The organism is Rhodoplanes elegans (genome assembly GCF_016653355.1).
GTDB lineage: Bacteria > Pseudomonadota > Alphaproteobacteria > Rhizobiales > Xanthobacteraceae > Rhodoplanes > Rhodoplanes elegans.
Genome location: NZ_NHSK01000253.1, coordinates 1 through 22,254, shown reverse-complemented (window position 1 = coordinate 22,254; position 22,254 = coordinate 1). Strand labels below are relative to the sequence as shown.

Here is a 22,254-nt window from a genome sequence, read left to right as displayed (position 1 = left end):
GAGCGGCTGCGGGCCGGGGCGCTCGCAGCCCGTCACCGGGTTCCCGGCGCGCGATCGGCCAGCCGCCGACGCCGCGGCGCGAGCAGAATGAGATGGACCGGACGTGGAAGACTCGACGGGGCGGGATTCGGCGGGGATGGACTCGGCGCAACTCGGATCGGCGGCCTGGTCGGACCGGTCGCCGCAAATGCGGGCCCGGGCGGCCTCCGCACACTTGTGCAGATGCAGGCTCGCCTCCAGGCTGCGCAAGGCAGCGAGTTTCGGACTCAGATCCCTGTCCGCCATGCGTTCTGGACGGCCCCGTTTCCTACCCGCACAATGCCCCTTCGCACGTTCCGGCGAGGCGGACGCGACGCCCGACACATCGGTCGTTCAGTCAGGGACTTATTCCCGATAACCCCACCCGCCAGAGAGCGCTTCGAAAGCGTCGAAAGGAAGGCATATGCCCTTGAAGCTGCGCGAAGGCGATCCCGCTCCCGACTTCCGGCTGCCGCGCGACGGCGGCGGCGAGGTGTCGCTGTCCGACTTCGCCGGCCGCAAGCTGGTGTTGTACTTCTACCCCAAGGCCGACACCCCCGGCTGCACCCGCGAGGCGCAGGCCTTCTCGGCCGCCAAGGCCGCCTTCGCCAAGGCGAAGACCGACATTCTCGGCGTCTCGGCCGACCCGGTGAAGAAGCAGGACGCCTTCGTGAAGAAGCACGCCCTGACCATCCCGCTCGCCTCCGACGAGACTCACGCGATGCTGGAGGCCTACGGGGTGTGGGGCGAGAAGTCCATGTACGGCAAAACCTTCATGGGAATCACCCGGACCACCGTCCTGATCGGCCCGGACGGCCGGATCGCCCGCGTCTGGCCCGCCGTGAAGGTCGACGGCCATGCCGACGAGGTGCTGGCGGCCGCGAAGGCGCTCTAGCCCGACCGGAGGAGGACCGGGCGGTATCGGCGGGATTCGCGGACATCGAAAATTCCGCGATATCGCCGTGATTCGTTTGGGAATTCTTTACCATGCAGGGGGACATTCGAGGCTCGTCCGGACCGGCACCAAAGCCGGCCCGCAGGGAGCGTGAATGTCTCATCGGGCCCAACACGATCACGGCCAGCGTGACCGGTCGATCCACGACCGCGCCCCGGCCGAGCGTCCCCGGGAGGCGCACGAGCGCGGCGCGCATCATCCCACGGCGTTTGCCGCAACGCCGCGCCACACCGAGCAGAATCATCGCAACGCCGAGGTCTATGCCGAGCTGATCGCCGCCCATCGCGGCGCGCACCATGGGCATCCGGCGAGCGCCGACCACCGCCGCGGGCGGCCCGACTGGTCGCATCCGGCCGAGGAGCCGCCCCACCGTCCGGCGCCCGCCGCGGCGCCGGCCGCCCGGCCGCATTCGCATCAGGCCCCGCATCAGCATCAGCCTCCGCATCAGCATCCGGCGCCCCGCCCGGCGACCCACGCCGCTGCGGCGACCCGATCCGGCCGGCCGGCGCACGCGGCCGCGACGCCGAAGCGGCAGCCCTTCACGTTCGGCTACGGCCGCCGGCAGGTCCGGCTCGGCCCGGTCGCCTTCTGGACCGTGGTCGGCACGCTGACCATCATGGCCGGCTGGTCGGTGGTCACGGCGACCTACTTCGCCTTCCACGACGACGTCGTCGCCCGCATGGTGGCGCGCCAGGCCGAGATCGAGGCCGCCTACGAGGACCGCATCGCCGAGATGCGCTCGCAGGTCGACCGGGTGACGACCCGCCAGCTCCTCGACCAGGAGCAGTTCGAGCAAAAGCTCGAGCAGGTGATCCGCCGCCAGAGCATGATCGAGAGCCGCGCCGGCGCGCTGGGCGGCATCGGCAATGCCGGCGCCGCCGCCGGGTCCGACGTGACGGGTTCGATCCGGGCCCCCGGCCGCGGCCTCCCGGCCGAGCCGGCGACGCCCAAGGCCTCGCCGATCAGCGACACTGTGATCTTCAAGACGCCGCCCGACCGCCAGGCGCGGCTCGAGTCGCGCCAGCCGCCGACGACGCTCGCGGCGGCGACGAGCCGCAACGTGCTGCCCGGCATCGAAGGCAAGATCGCCCGCTTGCACGGCGCGCTCGATCGCCTGGAGGGCAAACAGACTGCCTCGCTCGCCTCGCTGGAGGAGACCTACGAGACGAAGGCGAAGCGCATCCGCGGCGTGCTCGCCGATCTCGGGCTGGAGCGCGCCGTTCCGGGCGGACGCGCCGAGCGCGACGTGGGCGGCCCGTTCGTGCCGTACCGGCTCGCCTCGGTGCAGCCGGTGTTCGAGCGCCAGGTGCAGCGCGTCCGCCTCGCCCGCGAGCAGGCCGAGCGGCTGACCCGGACGCTCGCGACGATCCCGATCCGCAAGCCGGTGGCCGGCGACGTCGACTTCTCCTCGACGTTCGGCGTGCGGCTCGACCCGTTCCTCGGCCGCCCGGCCATGCACACCGGCCTCGATTTCCGCGGCGGCGTCGGCGAGCCGATCCGCGCCACCGCCAACGGCACCGTCGTGTCGGCCGCCTGGAACGGCGGCTACGGCAAGATGGTCGAGATCGAGCACGGCAACGGGCTCACGACGCGCTATGCGCACATGTCCGAGATCCTCGTCCGCCAGGGCCAGAGCGTGAAGATCGGCCAGGTCATCGGCCGCCTCGGCTCGACCGGCCGCTCGACCGGCCCGCACCTCCACTACGAGACCCGGGTCTCCGGCGAGGCGGTCGATCCCCAAAAATTCCTGCGCGCCGGCCTGCGCATCGGCGCGCTCTGAGCGGCGCATCGACCAAACCGGATCCCGAAAGCAGAATCTCCGTCGTTCCGGGGCCGGCCAAAGGCCGGAGCCCGGACCCCATAGCCCCTGTCTTTCCGAACAAGAACGACAGGGGATATGGATTCCGGACAGCCGCTTCGCGGCTTCCGGAATGACCAGGAGAGGGCTTCCACGCCCTGGGTAGAAATCATCTCGGCGGCGGCACCGTGCCGGGCGGCAGGATGATGAGCGGCGCGCCTTCGGGCGGCACGATGGCGTACTGCAGGACCACCGGCGCGACCTTGCCGCGGGCCTGGCGCGGCAGCGTCATGCGGCCCCGCACCGTGGCGCCCGGGAACGTCTTCATCCACTCCGGCACCAGCCCCTCGCCCTGCGGCTCCCACACGATCAAGACGCCGCGCTTCTTCACGTCGGCCATGTCGATCCACGGGCTGAGCCCGGGGTCGCCGTGGACGATCACGTGCGGCCGGGTCGGCCCGTAGACCGCGACATTGTTGGCGGCGAACTCGGTGCCGGTGACGTAGGCGAGCGGCTGGCCGGTCTTCTCGAAGAAGTCGCGGGTGACGATGTCGGCGAGGCGCCGGCCCGGGAACTGCGTCGCCTTCGGCCGGTCGCGCAGCATCGGCTCGACCTCCTCGGTCAGCACATAGGCGAGCGGCATGATCACCAGCACGGCGACGATGCCGAGCGCGAAGCGGATCAGCCGGACGTCCTCGAACCCGACGCCGCGCCAGGCGATCACCGCGAGCGGCAGCACGCTCCACAGCGGATAGCCCCACATGGCGACCGGCAGGCGGCCGAGCAGGATCGCGACCAGCGTCGTGACGGCGAACGGGCCGAGCGCCATCCAGGCGAGGAAGCGGCGGTCGAAGGCGCCGGGACTGATCACGTTCGGATCGACGTTGCCGAGCGTGAGAGGCCTCTGCGCCGCCGCCGCGGGACGCAGCGGATAGAGGAGCGCGAGCAGCGCGAGCGTCGGCAGCAGAAAGCCGAGCTGCCCGAACGTCCATTGCAGCGGATACCAGGCGAACTGCCACCACTGCGCCGCGGTCTTGGCGCGCGCGTCGACATAGCGGAACGGCAGGAAGTCGCTCGCGACCAGCGCCCAGGCGTTGGGGGCGATAACCAGCGCGAAGGCGAGCGCCATCACGTACGGGCCGGGTGTCTTCCAGGCGTGGCGCGCGTCGCGGTCGACGAGCAGGAACAGGCCGAGCGTCGCGGCGAGCGCGAAGGCGGCGTATTTGGACCAGAACGACAGCGCCAGAAATATGCCGGCGAGCGCCCAGCTCATCAGACGCGCGCGCGTCTCCTCACGGGTGAGGGCGCGGTGGAAGAACAGCATGGTCAGCGCCCAGAACGGGAGCTGGCACTGGTCGTGCGCGAACTTGATCACCGAAAAATTGAAGAAGTGCAGGCCTTCGAGCGCCAGCACGGCGAGCAGCGCCGGGAAGCCGCCGACGATGTCCTTCCCGAGCCGCCACACGGCCCACATCGCCACGGCGGAGGCGAGCGGGCCGAGCACGTAGATCATCCGCACGTCGCCGGTGAGCTGATAGAGCCCGGCGGCGATCCACCACGGCAGCGGCGGGTGCTTCCAGTAGACGAGCTGCCACTCGCGGCCGAGCGCCAGATCCTCGGCGAGGTCGAGCTGCAGGTTGGCGTTGAGGAGCGCCGGCATCAGCGTCCACACCAGCACGTGGCCGACCAGGACGATCAGCAGCACCTCGAACGGCTCGCGCCGCGCGTAATCGACGAGGCCGGCGAGACCGGTACGCTTGCTCATGGGCCACCTTGAGAATTCTGACTCGTCATGGCCGGCCTTGTGCCGGCCATCCACGAAGCGGCCGCAGGCCGCATGACATCGGCTGCGACGAAGACGTGGATGGCCGGGACGAGCCCGGCCATGACGGAGGAGAGTCGCATGCTGGCGCGCCCCCTCATCCGGCTCCCCTCTTCGCGGCGAGCCACCTTCTCCCCGCGCGCGGGGAGAAGGAAAGACGGCGCCGTGCCGTGGACCACGACGACCCTCATCCCACCGCCCGAATGATCCGCGCCGTCTTGTCGACGATCTCGCCGATCTCGTCCTCGGTCACGATCAGGGACGGCGACAGGGCGATGGTGTCGCCGGAGACGCGCACGATGGCGTCCTGGCCGAAGAAGCCCTCGTCCATGGCGGCGTAGCCGCGCCGGCCCGGCCCGTCCGGATGCGGTGCGAGGTCGATGCCGGCCGCGAGCCCGACGGTGCGGATGTCGAGCACGTTGGGCAGGCCCTTCAGGCTCATCACGGCATCGGCGAATTTTCCTTCCAGCCCGGCACTCCGGGCGAACAGATCCTCGTCGCGGTAGAGATCGAGGGTCGCGAGGCCGGCCGCGCAGGCGAGCGGATGCGCCGAGTAGGTGTAGCCGTGAAACAGCTCCACGGCGTGCTCGGGACCGGTCATGAACGCATCGTAGATTCCCCGGCGCACGATCACGCCGCCCATCGGCACGGTGCCGGACGTGACCCCCTTCGCGAACGTGATCATGTCGGGCACGACGCCGTAGCGCTCCGCCGCGAAGCACGGCCCGAGCCGCCCGAAGCCGGTGATCACCTCGTCGAAGATCAACAGGAGGCCGTGCCTGTCGCAGATCTGGCGCAGCCGCTGGAGGTAGCCCTTGGGCGCCGGCAGCACGCCGGTCGAGCCCGCCATCGGCTCGACGATCACGGCCGCGATGGTCGAGGCGTCGTGCAGGCCGACGATGCGCTCCAATTCGTCGGCGAGATGCGCGCCCCACTCCGGCTCGCCCTTGGTGAAGGCCTGCTGCTCACGATTGTACGTCGTCGGCAGGTGATCGACGCCGGCCAGCAATGTGCCGAACATTTTTCGGTTGGGCACGATGCCGCCGACCGAGATGCCGCCGAAGCCGACGCCATGATAGCCGCGCTCGCGGCCGATCAGCCGGGTTCTCGCGCCCTGTCCGCGGATGTTGTGGTACGCGAGCGCGATCTTCAGCGCGGTGTCGACCGCCTCGGAGCCCGAGTTGCAGAAGAACACGTGGTCGAGATCGGCCGGCGCCAGCGCGGCGATGCGCGAGGCCAGCTCGAAGGCGCCCGGGTGGCCGTGCTGGAACGCCGTGACGTAGTCGAGCTCGGCCGCCTGGCGCTGGATCGCCGCGACGATAGACTCGCGGTTGTGGCCGGCGTTGCAGCACCACATGCCGGCGATGGCGTCGATCAGGGTCCGGCCGTCGACCGTCTCGACCCGCATGCCCTTGGCCCGCACGACGAGCCGCGGCGATTGCTTGAACGCCCGGTTGGCCGTGAACGGCATCCAGTAGGGCGCGAGATCGTTGGGCACGCCCGCGGCGGCGCTCGCGGGGGTCTTCGGGACGACCGGCATGGCCAAAAGCTCCTTCGACGGCCGGGAGGGGCCCGGGCGGACCCGGTCCGCCCGGCGGCGCGGACCCTAGCCGGATTTGCCGGCCAGCGGAACGGCTTGCCGGGGGCGGCCCCGTGGGCTATCGACGGCCGGCCCTATTCTCCGCTCATTCCCGCGCAAGCGGGAATCCAGGGCCCCGGACCGTGTGGCCCCTGGGTCCCCGCCTTCGCGGGGACGAGCGGCGGAGAGCCGGGCCTCCCGTGCGTTCCCGATCCGGACTCGATCATGGCCACCGACAAGAAGAGCAAGCTCAAGGCGCGGCTGCCGCGCGGCCTCGCCGACCGCGGCCCCGGCGACATCGCCGCCACGCAGACGATGATCGACAAGATCCGGGCCGTGTACGAGCTGTACGGCTTCGAGCCGGTCGAGACCCCGGCGATCGAGTACACGGACGCGCTCGGCAAGTTTCTGCCCGACCAGGACCGGCCGAACGAGGGCGTGTTCTCGTTCCAGGACGACGACGAGCAGTGGCTGAGCCTGCGCTACGACCTCACCGCGCCGCTCGCCCGCCACGTCGCCGAGAATTTTCAGCACATCGCCCTGCCCTATCGGAGCTACCGGTTCGGCTGGGTGTTCCGCAACGAGAAGCCCGGCCCCGGCCGCTTCCGCCAGTTCATGCAGTTCGACGCCGATACGGTGGGGACATCCGCCACGACGTCCGCCGCGGCAGATGCCGAGATCTGCATGATGGCCGCCGACACGATGGAGGCGCTCGGGATTCCGCGCGGCTCCTATGTGGTGAAGGTGAACAACCGAAAGGTTTTGGATGGCGTACTGGAGGCGATCGGCCTCGGCGGCGACGAGAACGCCGGGCGTCGGCTGACGGTGCTGCGGGCGATCGACAAGCTGGACAAGTTTCCACCGGATGAGGTCCGAAAGCTCCTTGGCCCGGGACGTTGGGACGGTGGCGAAGAAGGCAAAGGCGATTTCACCAAGGGAGCCGGGCTGGAGCCCGACCAGATCGATGCTGTTCTGGACTTCTCTGTCGAGTACGCCGAGGGTGAATTCTCCTCGACAATGTCATCAACCCGTTCGGGGCTCGTAGAAAGCGGCCTGGAGCTGAAGAAAGTCGGACATTTCGAGCTGTTGCATATCGAAGAACTCGTCCGTCAATCTGGCTATGGCCCGGACCGCATCCGCATCGACCCCTCCGTCGTCCGCGGTCTGGAGTACTACACCGGCCCGGTCTTCGAGGTGGAGCTGCTGCTCGACACCAAGGACGAGAAGGGCCGGCCGGTGCGGTTCGGCTCGGTCGGCGGCGGCGGGCGGTATGACGGGCTCGTCTCGCGCTTCCGTGGCGAGCCGGTGCCGGCGACCGGCTTTTCCATCGGCGTGTCGCGCCTTCAGGCCGCGTTGCAGCTGATCGGACAGATCGATGCGACGCCGGCGCCCGGACCGGTCGTGGTCACGGTGTTCGACAAGAGTCGCCTCGCCGACTACCAGAAAATGGTCGCGACGCTGCGCGCCGCCGGGATCAGGTCCGAGCTCTATCTCGGCAATCCGAAGAACATGGGCAACCAGCTCAAATACGCGGACCGCCGGAAGAGCCCGTGCGTGGTGATCCAGGGCTCCGACGAGAAGGCCGCCGGTCAGGTGCAGATCAAGGATCTGATCGAGGGCGCCAAGGCCGCCGCAGCCATCGCCTCGAACCAGGAGTGGCGCGAGAGCCGGCCGGCTCAGTTCGCCGTTGCAGAGGACAAGCTCGTCGACGCCGTCCGCGAGGTGCTGGCGCGTCACGATGTGACGTGGGGATAAGCGAGCGGTTCGCTGCGATCTCGTGAGCCGTCATGGCCGGCCTCGTCCCGGCCATCCACGCGCTTGCAGCGTCGCGGCCCCCCGAAGACGTGGATGGCCGGGACGAGCCCGGCCATGACGAGGCATGAGTCGGTCGTAGGGTGGGCAAAGCCGCGAAGCGGCGTGCCCACGCGGTCCGCACGAACGAGATGCCGAACGCGGTGGGCACGACGCGCCTGCGGCGCGCCTTTGCCCACCCTACGAAGCGCGCCAGACTCACCGTCTGAGCTGGAACGCGAACAGCGACGCGATCATGATGGCGGCGCCGAGGGCCTGGACGGGGGAGAACACCTCGCCCAGGAACGCCGCGCTCAGCAGCGTCGCGAGCAGCGGCTCCAGGTTCATGGTCAACGCGGTGCGGAACGGGCCGATGCGGGTCGTCGAGATGAAGATCACGGCGACGCCCGTGGTCGTCGTCACCCCGAGCAGCACGATCCACAGCCAGCCGATGGTCACGACGGGCGGCACGAAGTGGAGCGTGGCGAGCGAGCCGCCGCAGAACAGCACCGCGGTCGCGATGGCGGAGTACCAGGTGGAGAGCCGCGCGTCGGCCTTCATCAGCCGCTGCCGGCTGACGATCAGCACGGCGACCCGGCAGGCCATCGCCACCATGGTGCAGAGAAGCCCGGCGATCGACAGGTCGGACGGCGAGGCGCCGATCATCAGGGCGAGGCCGCAAAACGCCGTCACGGCGGCGAGAAGGCCGCGCCAGCCGAGCTTGTCGAGCCCGAGCGCGGCGCCGACCATGCCGGTGACCAGCGGGTAGCTGAAATAGACCAGGATCGCCATTGGCACGGTCAAGAGCTCGATGGCCTTGAAGATAAAGAAGATGATGCCGGCGTAGAGCACCCCCATGCCGTAGGCGGTGCGGCGCTCGTCGCGAGTCAGCGGCTGAGGCGTCGGCCCGAGCGCGATCCACAGCGCGGTGAGGCCGATGCCGAGGATCGAGCGCGTCGTCGCCAGCGTGATCACGTCGGAGCCGGCCATCAGGCCGAGCTTGGTGAGCACGTCGGCGCCGGCGAACGCCACCGCGGCGGTGAGGCCCGGGCCGTAGTCGAACAGCTTGCGGCCGATGGTCGATGAGGGGGAGTTCACGGAACCTCGCACGGTGCGCTCCGCCTCCCGGAAGGCGGGCGCGGGCTACTTCTGGCACACCGGGCAGAAGAAGGTCGAGCGTCCCGACTGCACGATGCGGCGGATCCGCCCTGCGCAACCGGGCGTGGCGCAGGCCTCGCCCTCGCGGTCGTAGACCCGGAAGCGGTGCTGGAACAGGCCGAGCGTGCCGTCGGTCTGGCGATGGTCGCGCAGCGACGAGCCGCCGGCCTCGATCGCGTCGGCCAGCACCGCCTTGATGGCCTCGACGAGGGCGACGAGCCGCGGCGTCGGCACGCCGCCGCGGGCGACGAGCGTCCCGGCCTTCCGCCGCGGCGACAGGTGGGCGAGGTGCAGGGCCTCGCAGACATAGATGTTGCCGAGCCCGGCCACCACGGTCTGGTCGAGCAGCGCCGCCTTCAGGGGCGCCGCCTTGCCGGCGAGCGCCATGGCGAGCCGGGCGGCGTCGAAGCCGGGGTCGAGCGGCTCCGGCCCGACCTCGCGCATCAGCGGGTGCTCGGCGAGCTCCGCGGCCGGCACCAGCAGCATCAGCCCGAACCGGCGCGGATCGTTGAAGACCAGCCGGGCGCCCGACGACATGGAGAACACCACATGGTCGTGCGCGAGGTTTTCCGAGCGCGCGTGATAGTAGGCGCCGGGGGCTAGGCTCGCGCCTTGCGCAAGCTCCACCCGGAACGAGCCCGACATGCCGAGATGCATCAGGAGCACGTCGCCCGTCGACAGATCCGCGAGCAGGTATTTCGCACGACGTCGGAGCGCCCGGACGGTCGCGCCCTCCAACCGCCCGCGAAAGTCGTTGGGAAAGGGCCGGCGCAGATCCGGCCGCCGCACCTCGACGGCGACGAACCGCGCCCCCTCCATGGCCGGCGCCAGCCCGCGTCGGACGGTCTCGACCTCGGGCAGCTCAGGCATGGGGCCGCTCGTCGGGCGGGCCGGAGGTCGCGAGCGCGGCGCCGAAACCTCCGCTCATCCCCGCGAAGGCGGGGATCCAGGGCGCCGTCCCGTGTCGCCCCTGGGTCCCCGCTTGCGCGGGGACGAGCGGAGACCGGGGCGACCCGTGATCGCGATCGAAGGGAACAAAACGGGACAGCGGGGACATGACCCGAGAGATAGCGCCCCCGGTCGACGCGCACCAGAACACGTTCCGATCGAATCGGACCGTGTTCCGGCTCTTCTGGTCGCATTTTTCCCCGGCGAACCGGGGTCCACTTCGCCGGAAAATGCTCTATGGTCCGCCCCGCAAAACGCGAGACCGTCCGACATCATGCCGACCGATCATTCCCAAAAGAGTCCTTCGCAAGACACCCATTTCGGATTCCGCACCGTTCCGCTGGCCGAGAAGCAGGCCCTGGTGGACGACGTGTTCCACACCGTGGCGCGCCGCTACGACCTGATGAACGACCTGATGTCGGCCGGCCTGCACCGCGCCTGGAAGGACGTGCTGGTCACCGGCGTCAACCCGCCGAAGAGCGACCGGCCGTTCCACCTCCTGGACGTCGCCGGCGGCACCGGCGACATCTCGTTCCGCACCGTCGCGGCGGGCGGCGCCGGCACCCGGGCGACCGTGTGCGACATCAACACCGACATGCTGGAGGTCGGCCGCGAGCGGGCGTTCCAGCGCGGCGTCGACGACGTGGTGGAGTTCGTCGAGGGCAACGCGGAAAGCCTGCCGTTCCCGGACAAGAGCTTCGACGCCTACACGATCGCCTTCGGCATCCGCAACGTGCCGCGCATCGAATTGGCGCTGAAGGAGGCCTACCGGGTGCTGAAGCCCGGCAGCCGCTTCCAGTGCCTGGAATTCTCGACCGTCGACATCCCGGGCCTCGACCGGATCTACGACCTCTACTCGTTCAACGTCATCCCGCGCATCGGCAGCATGGTGGCGGGCGACGCCGACGCCTACCAGTACCTGGTCGAGTCGATCCGAAAGTTCCCGAAGCCGCAGACCTTCGCCCGGATGATTTCCGACGCCGGCTTCCGCCGCGTCGACGTCCGCATGATGTCGGGTGGCATCGTGGCGCTGCATTCCGGCTGGCGGCTGTGAGGCACGGCGACCGCCGCAGCACGTCATGCGCGGGCTCGACCCGCGCATCCATCCTCGAAAAGGATTGTTGCGACACGATGGATTGCCGGGTCGAGCCCGGCAATGACGCCGTGGCCGGGCCGATCCAACGGTAATTCGGAATGATCCCTCCCTTCTCCCATCTGATCCGCCTCGCCCGCGCCGGTTTCGTGCTGGCCCGCGAGGGCGTCTTCGCGCTCGTCGATCCCGAGCCGCTGCCCGCGGCGGCGCAGATCGGCATCAAGCTCGCCCGCCTGCTGGAGCGGCCGACCAGCGCCTCGGGCGCGGCGCGGCTCTCCACGGCGCTGGGCAAGCTCGGGCCCAGCTACGTCAAGCTCGGCCAGTTCCTGGCGACCCGGCCGGACGTCGTCGGGCAGGCGATCGCCACCGATCTGGAGAAGCTCCAGGACAAGATGCCGCCGTTCCCGCACGACCAGGCGGAGGCGGCGATCGAGCGGGCGCTGGGGCGGCCCGTGCATACGATGTTCGCGACCTTCGGCCCGCCGCTCGCCGCCGCCTCGGTGGCGCAGGTGCATCGCGCCGAGATCGACACGCCGGACGGCCGGCGCTCGGTCGCCGTAAAAGTCCTGCGGCCCGGCATCGAGAAGGACCTGCGCGCCGACATCCAGGCGTTCTTCTTCGCCGCCCGGCTCGCGGAAAAGTTCTCCGCCGAAGCGCGGCGGCTGCGGCTCGAGCAGGTGGTGGCGACGCTCGCCCGCTCCGTGACGGTGGAGATGGATCTCCGCCTGGAGGCGGCGGCCGCCTCGGAGATGGCCGACAACATCAAGGACGATCCGGATTTCCGGGTGCCGCAGGTCGAGTGGGACCTGACCGCCCACAACGTGCTGACCACCGAGTGGATCGACGGTACGCCGCTGTCCGACCGGGCCGCGCTGGAGCGCCGCGGCCTCGATCTTCCGAAGCTCGGCCGCACCGTCATCCAGAGCTTCCTGCGCCACGCGGTGCGCGACGGCTTCTTCCACGCCGACATGCACCCGGGGAATCTGTTCGTCGACGAGGCCGGGCGCCTCGTCGCGGTCGATTTCGGCATCATGGGCCGGCTCACCGAGAACGAGCGGCGCTTCCTCGCGGAAATCCTCTACGGCTTCATCAGCCGCAACTACCGGCGCGCCGCCGAGGTGCATTTCGAGGCCGGCTACGTGCCGGCGAGCCAGTCGATCGACGAGTTCACCCAGGCGATCCGGGCGATCGGCGAGCCGATCCACAACCGCAGCGCCGAGGACATCTCGATGGCGAAGCTGCTCACCTTGCTGTTCGAGGTGACGGCGCTGTTCGACATGAAGACGCGGCCCGAGCTGCTGCTGCTGCAGAAGACCATGGTGGTGGTCGAGGGCGTCGGCCGCATGCTCGATCCCAAGCTCGACATGTGGACGACGGCCGAGCCCGTCGTGCGCGCCTGGCTGGAGCGCCATCTCGGGCCGGCCGGCCGGGTCGAAGGGGCGGTCGAGGGCGTCGGCGAGGTCGGCCGCTTCCTCGGCGCGATGCCGACGCTGCTGTCGCGCGCCGCGCGGCTGTCGGCCCAGATCGACGTCGCCACCCGTGACGGCATCCTGCTCGCGCCCGAGACGGTCGCCGGCATCTGCGAGGCCGAGGCCCGCCGCAACCGCGGCACCACGGTCGCCCTGTGGGTCATCGCCGTGCTGCTGCTGCTTAACCTGTGGCGGTGACGGCGGCGATTTTGATCGGCGTTCGGCGGGTGCTACGGTCGCGCCGCACACCGACGTCCATCATGCCCGGTCTTGTGCCGGGCATCCACGGTGCGGCGCGGGCCGCAAAAGACGTGGATGGCCGGGACGCGCCCGGCCATGACGATGGAGAGCTTCTCACAATCGGCGACTCCCGATCCTCATGACCCTCGCCTCCAAAAAAATCCTCCTGGTCATCAGCGGCGGCATCGCCGCCTACAAGGCGCTCGACCTGATCCGCCGTTTTCGCGAGCGCGGCGCCTCGGTGCGCGTCGTGATGACCCGCTCGGCGACCGAGTTCGTCACGCCGCTGTCGGCCGGGGCGCTCGCCGGCGAGCCGGCCTGGACGGATCTGTTCGACGCCAAGACCGAGTTCGACGTCGGCCACATCCGGCTCGCCCGCGAGTGCGACCTCGTCGTCGTCGCCCCGGCGACCGCCAACCTGATGGCCAAGATGGCCGGCGGCCACGCCGACGACCTCGCCTCCACGGTGCTGCTCGCCACCGACAGGCCGGTCCTGATCGCCCCCGCCATGAACCCGGTGATGTGGGGCGCGAAGGCGACCCGGCGCAACGTCGCCCAGCTCGTCGCCGACGGGATCGCGATGGTCGGGCCGAACGCCGGCGAGATGGCGGAGAGGAACGAGGCCGGCGTCGGCCGCATGGCCGAGCCGCTGGAGATCGTCGCCGCCGCCGAGCGGCTGCTCGCGGCGGGCGATCCCACGAGCCGGCCGCTCGCCGGCAAGACCCTGCTCGTCACCTCCGGGCCGACCCACGAGCCGATCGACCCGGTGCGCTACATCGCCAACCGCTCGTCCGGCAAGCAGGGGCACGCCATCGCGGCCGCGGCCGCCGCGGCCGGCGCCGCCGTGACGCTGATCTCCGGCCCGGTGACGCTCGCCGACCCGCCGGGTGTGACCGTCGTGCATGTGGAAAGCGCCCGGGACATGCTGGCCGCCGCCGAGGCGGCGCTGCCGGTCGACGCCGCCGTGTTCGCGGCCGCCGTCGCCGACTGGCGGGTCGCGACCGCCGGCGCGCAGAAGATCAAGAAGGGCGCGGCCGGCACGCCGCAGCTCGCGCTGGTCGAGAACCCCGACATCCTGAAGACGATCGCGACGCGCACGCCGGGTCGTCCGCGCCTCGTCGTCGGCTTCGCGGCCGAGACCGAGAACGTGCTGGCGAACGCGCGTGACAAGCTGGCGCGAAAAGGCTGCGACTGGATCGTCGCCAACGACGTCTCGGCCGACAGCGGCATCGCCGGCGGCGTGATGGGCGGCGACCGCAACAGCGTGCATCTGGTCACGACGGACGGCGTCGACTCCTGGCCCGTGCAGTCGAAGGACGCGGTCGCGCGCGCCCTCGTCGCGCGCATCGCCGCCGCCCTGAAGGATCCCGCATGAGCATTCGAGAGCTTCGCGTCGTGCGGCTGCCGCACGGCGCCGACCTGCCGCTGCCGGCCTATCAGAGCGACGCCGCGGCCGGCCTCGATCTCCTCGCCGCCGTGCCGGCCGACGCGCCCGTGACGATCGCGCCGGGCCGCCGCGCGCTGATCCCGACCGGGCTCGTGATCGCGCTGCCGCCCGGCACCGAGGGCCAGGTGCGGCCGCGCTCCGGCCTCGCTGCCCGCCACGGCGTCACGGTGCTCAACACGCCGGGCACGATCGACGCCGACTATCGCGGCGAGGTGCAGGTGATCCTCGCCAATTTCGGCGATGCGCCGTTCGAGGTGGCCCGCGGCAGCCGCATCGCCCAGTTGGTGATCGCGCCCGTGCTGCATGTCGATGTTCGCTTGTCCGAGACGCTGGACGAGACGGCGCGCGGCGCCGGCGGCTTCGGCTCCACCGGCCTGCACGGTGCGCGCTGATAGACGCACGCGGCGCGCCGACCGGTGCATCCGGCACGCGCTGAAAAAACGTCATCGACCCGGCTGATCCGTGGGCCGCGACCATCGGGTGATGGTTCGGGTGTCACCCACCGAACCGGCATGGCGGAATTTCACCCCCCTGCCCCCACGTTCACTCTCTGGACTCTTCCGGCGCGACTCGCGTTGAGGCACATTGATCAGCGATTCGCGACGCCGCCTCCGAGCGGCCCGTCGCGGGGCGGCGGCGGGGCGTGTCCCCCGGCGCCGGGGGGTTAAGTTTCCGCGTCCCAAAAAACCGAGCATGCCGCACGCCTTCTCGGGCGAGCGCGGCGCATTGACGAGTCGATCGGGCCGGTCCGGCCGATGCGGATCGGAACCGAAGGGGTGAGAAGGCGATGCGGGACGAGGGCGCGACGAGAAGCCGAGGCCGTCGTCCGTTGCACCGGCGCGGCCCCGCGGTCGTCCTCTTCCTCGTCGACTCGATCGAGACCCTCCGCCCGGCGACGCCTTTGTCCGCGATCTCGATCGCAGCCCTGCTCCTCGGCGCGGATCACGCCGCCGCCGCCGGGCTCCTCGACGGCGCGCCGCTCGCGACGCGGCTCGGCGCCCAGGAGCTGGCGGCGCTCGCGCTGCTGATCGGCGTCGTCGCCTTCGCGGTCGTCACCGCGATCGCGCTTCTGCGGACGCGCGGGCGCGCCGCCGCCGAGCAGCAGGTCGCCCGCGCCACCATCGCCGGGCTGCATTCCGACATCGATCGCCTCGCCGCGCTCCTGATGTCGGAGCCGCAGGTGCTCGTCGTCTGGACCGCCGGCTTCGGCGAGCCGGAGGTGATCGGCGAGGTCTCGTTCATCGCCCCGACGCTCGCCCCGCACGACATCCTCGCCTACGACCAGTGGCTGAGCCCCGAGCTCGCCCGGGCGCTAGGCGACGCGATCGAGCGGCTGCGCGTCAAGGGCGAGTCCTTCGCGCTGCTCCTCACCACGATCCAGGGCCGCCACGTCGAGGCCGAAGGCCGTCCGATCGGCGGCTTCGCCGTGATGAAGCTGCGCAACGTCACCGGCATCAAGCGCGACCTCGCCGAGTCGAGCGTGCGCTGCCAGAAGCTGCAGAACGAGGCGGACGCCCTGCGCAGCCTGGTCGAGATGCTGCCGGCGCCGGTGTGGATGCGCGACACGGCCGGCCAGCTGGTGCTGGTCAACGCCGCCTATGCCCGTGCCGTCGAGGCGAGCGACCCGGCGACCGCGGTCGCCCGGCATGTCGAGCTGCTCGGCCGCGCCGAGCGCGAGGCGATCTCCCGCACGCTCGACACCGGCAGCGGCTATGCGGGCCGCGTCACCGCGATCATGGCCGGCGCCCGCCGCAGCCTCGACGTGCTGGAGCTGCCGGTCGCGCAGGGACGCGTCGGCGTCGCCATCGACGCCACCGAGGCGGAGCGGCTGCGCAGCGAGCTCGACCACATCAAGGCCGGCCACCGCCGCACCTTCGACCACCTCGCCACCGGCGTCGCCGTGTTCGGCGCCGACCGCCGCCTGACCTTCTACAACGCGGCGTACCGGACGCTGTGGGATCTCGAGCCCGACTACCTCGCCGAGGCGCCGAGCGACTCGGCCGTGCTCGACCGCCTGCGGGCGGCGCGCCGGCTGCCCGAGCAGCAGGACTTCCGCCTGTGGAAGACCAACCTGCACCGGGCCTACACGTCGACCGAGAGCGAGACCCACGAGTGGCACCTGCCGGACCGCCGCACGCTGCGCGTGGTCACCACGCCGAACCCGGAAGGCGGCGTCACCTATCTGTTCACCGACATCACCGAGCGGCTGGAGCTCGAGCGTCGCGCCGATGCGCTGACCCGGGTCCAGGGCGAGACGCTCGACAACCTCGCCGAGGCGGTCTCGGTCTACGGCAGCGACGGCCGCCTGCGGCTGTTCAACCCGGCCTTTGCGACCAGCTGGAAGCTCGCGCCCGACCTGCTCGCCAGCCGTCCGCATGTCGAGAGCGTGATCGAGATGTGCCGGCCGCTCTATCGCGACGAGGCGACCTGGCACCGGCTGCGCGCCGCCGTCACCGGGCTCGACAAGCGCGACACAACGAGCGGCCGGATCGAGCGCAGCGACGGCTGCGTGATGGACTTCGCCACCGTGCCGCTGCCGGACGGCGCGACGCTCGTCACGTTCCACGACGTGACCGACTCGGTGAACGTCGAGCGCGCCCTGCTCGAGCGCAACGAGGCGCTGGTCGCCGCCGACGAGCTGAAGCTCGACTTCGTCCACCACGTCTCCTACGAGCTGCGCTCGCCGCTCACCAACATCATCGGTTTCGCCCACTTCCTCGGCGACTCCTCGACCGGGCCGCTCAACGAGAAGCAGTCCGAGTATCTCGGCTACATCACGGTCTCGACCAACGCGCTGCTCGCCATCATCAACAACATCCTCGACCTCGCGACGATCGACGCCGGCGCCATGACGCTCAATCTCGGCGACGTCGACATCCGCGCCACCATGGAGGCGGCGGCGGAGGGCGTGCAGGACCGCATCGTGCAGAACGACCTGGTGCTGGAGCTGCGCGCCCAGCCCGGCATCGGCGGCTTCACGGCCGACGGTCGGCGGCTGCGGCAGGTGCTGTTCAACCTGCTCTCCAACGCGATCGGCTTCTCACCGCCCGGCGGCCGCGTCGTGCTCGGCGCGGAGCGCACCTCGGAGGCGGTGGTGTTCTCGGTGATGGACGAAGGTCCCGGGATCCCGCCGGAGCTAACCGACAAGGTGTTCGACTGGTTCGAGAGCGACCCGCGCGGCTCCGACCACCGGGGCGCCGGCCTCGGCCTGTCGATCGTCCGCTCCTTCGTCGAGCTGCACGGCGGCACGGTGCGGATCGACAGCGCGATTGGACAGGGCACCACGGTGATGTGTATTTTCCCTCTCGTGACCACGGCGGCCCGCAGCGCCGCCGAGTGAACGCCCCGGACGACACGCCGGGACACACCCCGGAAGAGACCGACACCCGTCCATGGAACCCGTCCGGCCCGGCAGCACGCCGATCACGCTGACCCTGGCCGACGAGGAGGCGACCCGCCGGTTCGCCGCCGACCTCGCCACCACGCTCGACCCCGGCGACGTGGTGATGCTCTCGGGCGACCTCGGCGCCGGCAAGACGACGCTCGCCCGCGCCCTCATCCGCCATCTCGCCGACGATCCCGAGCTCGACGTCCCGAGCCCGACCTTCACGCTCGTCCAGAGCTACGAGATGGCGCGCTTCACCCTGATGCATGCCGACTTCTACCGGCTGCAGAGCGAGGACGACCTGGCCGAGCTCGGCCTCGCCGAGATTCCGTCCGACGCCGTGGTGCTGATCGAGTGGCCCGACCGGGCGCCGGGCCTGGTCGCCGAGGATCGGCTGGAGATCGAGCTGCGGCTGCGGCCGGACCAGGGCGAGGACACCCGCGTCGCCCATGTCGCCGGACACGGCCGGCTCGCCGGCCGGGTCGAGCGCATCCTGCATCTGCGGCGCTTCCTGGAGAAGGCCGGCGTCGCCGACGCGCGGCGCGAGCGCCTCGCCGGCGACGCCTCGGCGCGCTCCTACGAGCGGGTGCAGCTCGCCGACCGCACCATTCTCCTGATGAACGCGCCGCGTCGCCCGGACGGCCCGCCGATCCGCAACGGCCGCAGCTACAGCGCCATCGCCCACCTGTCCGAGGACGTGAAGGCCTTCGTGGCGGTGGCGGACGCGCTGCGCACGCTCGGCTTCTCGGCCCCCGAGGTCTACGCCGCCGACCTCGCCGAAGGCTTCGTGCTGGTCGAGGATCTGGGCGACGAGACGGTCGTCGCCGGCGACCCGCCCGCCCCGATCGAGGAGCGCTACCGGGCCGCCGTCGACCTCCTGGTCGCCCTGCACGGCCACATGCTGCTGCCGGCCGAGCTGCCGGTGACACCGCAGCTCACCTATCGGCTGCCCGACTACGATCTCGACGCCTTCCTGATCGAGATCGAGCTCTTGCTCGACTGGTACCTGCCGCGGCTCACCGCCGTGCCGTCGACCCCGGCGCGCAGCGCCTTCCTGTCGTTCTGGCGCGACGCGCTCAAGCCGGTGCTGGCGCAGCCGTCGACCTGGGTGCTGCGCGACTTCCACTCGCCCAATCTGATCTGGCTGCCGGAGCGGAGCGGGATCGCGCGGGTCGGCGTCATCGACTTCCAGGACGCCGTGATGGGACCGGCCGCCTACGACCTCGCCTCGCTCCTGCAGGACGCCCGCGTCACCGTGCCGGAGGAGCTGGAGATCGAGCTTCTCGGCCGCTACGCCAAGGCGCGCCGGGCCAACGAGCCGGCCTTCGACGTCGGCCAGTTCGCCCAGATCTACGCCACCGTCGCGGCGCAGCGCGCGACCAAGATCCTCGGCATCTTCGCGCGGCTCGAGAAGCGCGACGGCAAGCCCCAGTATCTGCGCCACATGCCGCGTGTGATGACCTACCTGCAGCGGGCGCTGGCGCATCCCTCGCTCGCCCCGCTCAAGGCCTGGTACAGCGCCTATGTGCCGCCGCCGCCCGGCGGCGCGGGCTGACGCGCGACCGGCCGCCACCCGACGGCCGACCCGGGCCCCTCGGGCGCCCGGTAAGAGCTTGGAAAGTCTGCGGCAATATAGTCGGCCCCCGGTGACCCAGCGGGACCGGGACGGATGAACACCGAGCGCAAGGCGGGCGACCGCGTCGAGTTCGAGCACGGCTACGCCGCGCGCATCATGGGAATCGACGGCACCTGGCAGCGCGAGGTGCTGCTGGAGGACGTCTCCGACACCGAGGCGAAGCTCACTGTGTTCGGCTCCACCGAGGAGATCAACCTGGACGAGTTCTTCCTCGTCCTCTCCAACTGGGGCCATGCCCACCGGCGCTGCGAGCGGGTGTGGCTGAACGGCGACCAGATCGGCGTGCGCTTCCTCAAGAACGTCCAAAAAGCCCGCCGCGAGCGCAAGCGCCCGAAATTCGAGATGTGAACCGCGTCGGCCATCAGGCCGTGGTCATTCCGGGGCGCACCGCAGGTGCGAACCCGGACTCCAGCCGACCACTCTGCGATAGTCGCTGGATTCCGGGTTCGCGCGTTCCGCACGCCCGGGAATGACCGGCATCTCGCGAAGACGGCATGAACCGCCCTCCGCCGGGCCGAGACGAAGCCCACGGGGGCTCGTCCGGGTCATCGGCTCGCCATGCCGTGGCGCCACGCTCGACGCACCCTGGGCATGCGGTCGCAGCGATTCGGTTGCTGTTGAGCCGGCCGCCAGAATCGTGTGCAAGAGGAGGCCCCGAGAGGTCGCCGATGTCCGTTCCTGTCGCTTCCGCTTCCCCCTCCGCTTCCCCCCGCACCGCCATGGTCCTGGCCGCCGGTCTCGGCACCCGCATGCGGCCCCTCACCGACACGCTGCCGAAGCCGCTGGTGCCGGTGGGCGGCAAGCCCCTGCTCGACCACGTGCTCGACCGTCTCGACGGCGCCGGGGTCGAGACCGTGGTGGTCAACGTGCATTTCTTCGCCGGCCAGATCGAGGAGCACCTCGCCGGGCGCGCCCGCCCCCGCATCGTCGTCTCCGACGAGCGCGACACGCTGCTCGGCACCGGCGGCGGCATCGTCAAGGCGCTGCCGCTGCTCGGCGACGCGCCGTTCTTCCTGGTCAATGCCGACACGCTGTGGATCGACGGGGTGCGGACCAATCTCGACTGGCTCGCCCGCATGTTCGATCCGGCCCGGATGGACGCGCTGCTGCTCCTCGCCGCCACCTCGACCAGCGTCGGCTATGCGGGACGCGGCGACTACCTGATGACGGCCGACGGCCGCCTCAAGCGGCGCGCCGAGCGCGAGGTGGTGCCGTTCGTCTATTCGGGTGTCTCGCTGCTGTCGCCGGCCCTGTTCGCCGACGCGCCGGCCGGCGCCTTTCCGCTCACCACGTTGTTCGACCGCGCCGAGGAGGCCGGCCGCCTGTACGGCCTGCGGCTCGAAGGCGTGTGGATGCATGTCGGCACGCCCGAGGCGATCGCCGCCGCCGAACGGGCGATTCTGGTGAGCGCGGCCTAGCAGGCCGTCGAAATTCAGGTTCCGGTCGTTCCGGGGCCGGCCGAAGGCCGGAGCCCGGAACCCATAACCTTTGCGCTTTCCAAAACAATTCAGACTGGGGATATGGATTCCGGACCGCCGCTTCGCGGCTTCCGGAATGACGAGGAGGGATTTCCACGGCCTGCTAGGCGCCGCCCGCGCCCCCGCCGTCCGAGACCCCGCCGTCCGGTGCTTCGCCGGTCGCGGCCTTGCCGCGCGAGGCCAGCGCCTCGCCGACGGCGACCTTCAGCTCGGCGAGCGTGAACGGCTTGGTGATCACGTCGTGGATCAGCGCCTCGAGCCCGTGGGCCCGCTCGCGCTGGTCCGCATAGGCGGTCATCAGGAGGATGATCAGATCCGGATAGTCCCGCGCCGCCGAGAGGGCGAGCGCGATGCCGTCCATCAGCGGCATGCGGATGTCGGTCAGCAGCAGGTCGAAACGACCCTCCTCGCGGCCGAGCACGTCGAGCGCCTCGGCGCCGTCGGCGGCCGCGATCACGTCGTGTCCCTCCTGGGTGAGGCCGCGCACCACCAGGGTCCGGAGCGTGTCCTCGTCTTCGGCGATCAGGATTCGGGCCACCGGGTCCTCGTGTTCACAATCGATTCGTCAGTATCGAAGCGCGACGGCGTGTCGTCGAGTCGTCGCGCTCCGAGGTGTCGGGCGCTCCGTCCGGGCGCCGGTCCGGGGGCACCGCGGCGGTCGGCGGGCCTCAGAGGTCGCGCCGGTTGAAGAACCGCACGAACACCTCGCGGCTGTCGGCCGGCGGCGAGGCGAGACGGGTGCGGAAGGGCTGCGATTCGCCCGGCGCCAGGCTCGGCTTCTGGGGCAGCGCCGTCCAGGTGTGGGTCTCGGCGCCGTTCTGGCCCCGCATGGCGAAGCGCAGGCGCGGCACGTCGATGCGCACCTTGGAAACGTTGACGACGACGCCCTCGACGATCACCACCGGCACCTTGTCGGAGACGTCGGCCTGGACCTTGACGGCGTCGAAGGCCAGCCCGCGCAGATTGACGGGCAGGCCGATCGCGGCGAACAGGCCGCCGGTCTGCGGCAGCGCCCGCACCACGTCGGCCCGCCAGCCCAGGATGGCGCCGATCACCACCAGGAGGGCGAGCGACACGGTCGCCCAGCTCGGCTTCGGGAGGGCGAAGCGCCGCTTGGCCTGGGGCTTGGCCTGCTCGCGGGCGATTCTCCGCGCTTCGGCCGCCTCGAACTCGGCGTCCCAGTCGCGGGTCGGTCCCTCGGGCAGGGTGAAGGGGTCGGTGTCGGGCACCACCGAGGGCGCGTCCTCGACGGCGGCGGCCGAAAACTCGGGCTCCGGCTCGGCCGCGGCGGCCGGCTTCGGGGGCATCAGATCGTCGGGCCAGCCGTCGTCCTCGGCCTCCGCCGCGGCGGGAGTCGCGGCCGGCGCGTCGACGCTCGTCGGGCCGGTTCCGCCGGCCCAGCCGGGGTCGCCCGCCGACGTGGTCGCGAGGGCGGGG

16 protein-coding genes and 1 pseudogene are annotated in these 22,254 nt (G+C 70.8%); 11 read left to right on the top strand and 6 right to left on the bottom strand.

Features of this window, described 5'->3' with window-relative positions:
• Positions 1-454: 454 nt before the first annotated feature.
• Positions 455-913, top strand: a pseudogene (gene bcp / locus CCR97_RS27495) (thioredoxin-dependent thiol peroxidase); the annotation flags it as partial.
• A 655-nt stretch (positions 914-1,568) separates the two neighbouring features.
• Positions 1,569-2,753, top strand: coding sequence for a peptidoglycan DD-metalloendopeptidase family protein (locus CCR97_RS27490; RefSeq protein WP_245429219.1), 1,185 nt, complete (start codon positions 1,569-1,571; stop codon positions 2,751-2,753).
• 187 nt (positions 2,754-2,940) lie between these two features.
• Here the strand turns inward: CCR97_RS27490 and CCR97_RS27485 are convergent, their stop codons facing one another.
• Complete coding sequence (locus tag CCR97_RS27485) at positions 2,941-4,536, bottom strand: glycosyltransferase family 39 protein (RefSeq protein WP_111360133.1); 1,596 nt, start codon at positions 4,534-4,536, stop codon at positions 2,941-2,943.
• 244 nt (positions 4,537-4,780) lie between these two features.
• Positions 4,781-6,133, bottom strand: a complete 1,353-nt coding sequence (gene aptA / locus CCR97_RS27480; protein ID WP_111360114.1) for an omega-aminotransferase AptA — start codon at positions 6,131-6,133, stop codon at positions 4,781-4,783.
• A 264-nt stretch (positions 6,134-6,397) separates the two neighbouring features.
• On the opposite strand from aptA, the gene hisS reads away from it, so the two are divergent.
• On the top strand, positions 6,398-7,927 hold the full coding sequence (gene hisS, locus CCR97_RS27475; protein ID WP_111360113.1) for a histidine--tRNA ligase: 1,530 nt from the start codon (positions 6,398-6,400) through the stop codon (positions 7,925-7,927).
• 255 nt (positions 7,928-8,182) lie between these two features.
• Here the strand turns inward: hisS and CCR97_RS27470 are convergent, their stop codons facing one another.
• Both CCR97_RS27470 and mutM read right to left on the bottom strand, forming a co-directional pair.
• The gene (locus CCR97_RS27470) at positions 8,183-9,061 is read right to left on the bottom strand and encodes a DMT family transporter (RefSeq protein ID WP_170145871.1); all 879 of its coding nucleotides are present in this window, start codon (positions 9,059-9,061) and stop codon (positions 8,183-8,185) included.
• A gap of 45 nt (positions 9,062-9,106) precedes the next feature.
• Positions 9,107-9,991 (bottom strand): bifunctional DNA-formamidopyrimidine glycosylase/DNA-(apurinic or apyrimidinic site) lyase, encoded by an 885-nt coding sequence (mutM, locus tag CCR97_RS27465; protein ID WP_111357708.1) that lies wholly within the window; start codon positions 9,989-9,991, stop codon positions 9,107-9,109.
• Positions 9,992-10,343: 352 nt separating this feature from the next.
• On the opposite strand from mutM, the gene ubiE reads away from it, so the two are divergent.
• The 8 genes from ubiE (at position 10,344) to CCR97_RS27425 (ending at position 20,757) form a co-directional block, all read left to right on the top strand.
• Positions 10,344-11,123, top strand: a complete 780-nt coding sequence (gene ubiE / locus CCR97_RS27460) for a bifunctional demethylmenaquinone methyltransferase/2-methoxy-6-polyprenyl-1,4-benzoquinol methylase UbiE (protein WP_111357706.1) — start codon at positions 10,344-10,346, stop codon at positions 11,121-11,123.
• Positions 11,124-11,263: 140 nt separating this feature from the next.
• Positions 11,264-12,829 (top strand): 2-polyprenylphenol 6-hydroxylase, encoded by a 1,566-nt coding sequence (gene ubiB / locus CCR97_RS27455; protein ID WP_111357705.1) that lies wholly within the window; start codon positions 11,264-11,266, stop codon positions 12,827-12,829.
• Positions 12,830-13,010: 181 nt separating this feature from the next.
• Positions 13,011-14,246: a bifunctional phosphopantothenoylcysteine decarboxylase/phosphopantothenate--cysteine ligase CoaBC gene (gene coaBC, locus CCR97_RS27450; protein ID WP_111357704.1), complete on the top strand. Its 1,236-nt coding sequence runs from the start codon at positions 13,011-13,013 to the stop codon at positions 14,244-14,246.
• Complete coding sequence (dut, locus tag CCR97_RS27445) at positions 14,243-14,710, top strand: dUTP diphosphatase (RefSeq protein ID WP_111357703.1); 468 nt, start codon at positions 14,243-14,245, stop codon at positions 14,708-14,710. The genes coaBC and dut overlap by 4 nt, the downstream gene beginning before the upstream one ends.
• Before the next feature lie 509 nt (positions 14,711-15,219).
• Positions 15,220-17,658 carry a sensor histidine kinase gene (locus CCR97_RS27440; protein WP_244670705.1) on the top strand — a complete coding sequence of 813 codons (2,439 nt, stop codon included), beginning with the start codon at positions 15,220-15,222 and terminating at the stop codon, positions 17,656-17,658.
• A 52-nt stretch (positions 17,659-17,710) separates the two neighbouring features.
• Entirely contained in the window at positions 17,711-19,258 is a 1,548-nt protein-coding gene (gene tsaE, locus CCR97_RS27435) for a tRNA (adenosine(37)-N6)-threonylcarbamoyltransferase complex ATPase subunit type 1 TsaE (protein WP_201160066.1), read from the top strand.
• Positions 19,259-19,372: 114 nt separating this feature from the next.
• A complete protein-coding gene (locus CCR97_RS27430; RefSeq protein WP_111357700.1) occupies positions 19,373-19,687 on the top strand; it encodes a PilZ domain-containing protein in 315 nt (104 codons plus the stop codon).
• 320 nt (positions 19,688-20,007) lie between these two features.
• Positions 20,008-20,757, top strand: coding sequence for a nucleotidyltransferase family protein (locus tag CCR97_RS27425; RefSeq protein ID WP_201160065.1), 750 nt, complete (start codon positions 20,008-20,010; stop codon positions 20,755-20,757).
• 163 nt (positions 20,758-20,920) lie between these two features.
• Here CCR97_RS27425 and CCR97_RS27420 read toward each other — a convergent pair whose 3' ends face one another.
• Positions 20,921-21,355 (bottom strand): response regulator, encoded by a 435-nt coding sequence (locus tag CCR97_RS27420; protein WP_111360674.1) that lies wholly within the window; start codon positions 21,353-21,355, stop codon positions 20,921-20,923.
• A 130-nt stretch (positions 21,356-21,485) separates the two neighbouring features.
• A partial coding sequence (locus tag CCR97_RS27415) for an FxLYD domain-containing protein (RefSeq protein ID WP_201160064.1) occupies positions 21,486-22,254 on the bottom strand: 769 nt, incomplete at its 5' end.

Excerpts from the sequence above, each read along its gene's own strand:
- hisS (WP_111360113.1), top strand. The coding sequence starts at position 6,398 with ATGGCCACCGACAAGAAGAGCAAGCTCAAGGCGCGGCTGCCGCGCGGC.
- CCR97_RS27430 (WP_111357700.1), top strand. The coding sequence starts at position 19,373 with ATGAACACCGAGCGCAAGGCGGGCGACCGCGTCGAGTTCGAGCACGGC.
- coaBC (WP_111357704.1), top strand. The coding sequence starts at position 13,011 with ATGACCCTCGCCTCCAAAAAAATCCTCCTGGTCATCAGCGGCGGCATC.
- aptA (WP_111360114.1), bottom strand. The coding sequence starts at position 6,133 with ATGCCGGTCGTCCCGAAGACCCCCGCGAGCGCCGCCGCGGGCGTGCCC.
- mutM (WP_111357708.1), bottom strand. The coding sequence starts at position 9,991 with ATGCCTGAGCTGCCCGAGGTCGAGACCGTCCGACGCGGGCTGGCGCCG.
- tsaE (WP_201160066.1), top strand. The coding sequence starts at position 17,711 with ATGGAACCCGTCCGGCCCGGCAGCACGCCGATCACGCTGACCCTGGCC.
- dut (WP_111357703.1), top strand. The coding sequence starts at position 14,243 with ATGAGCATTCGAGAGCTTCGCGTCGTGCGGCTGCCGCACGGCGCCGAC.
- CCR97_RS27485 (WP_111360133.1), bottom strand. The coding sequence starts at position 4,536 with ATGAGCAAGCGTACCGGTCTCGCCGGCCTCGTCGATTACGCGCGGCGC.
- CCR97_RS27425 (WP_201160065.1), top strand. The coding sequence starts at position 20,008 with ATGTCCGTTCCTGTCGCTTCCGCTTCCCCCTCCGCTTCCCCCCGCACC.
- ubiE (WP_111357706.1), top strand. The coding sequence starts at position 10,344 with ATGCCGACCGATCATTCCCAAAAGAGTCCTTCGCAAGACACCCATTTC.
- ubiB (WP_111357705.1), top strand. The coding sequence starts at position 11,264 with ATGATCCCTCCCTTCTCCCATCTGATCCGCCTCGCCCGCGCCGGTTTC.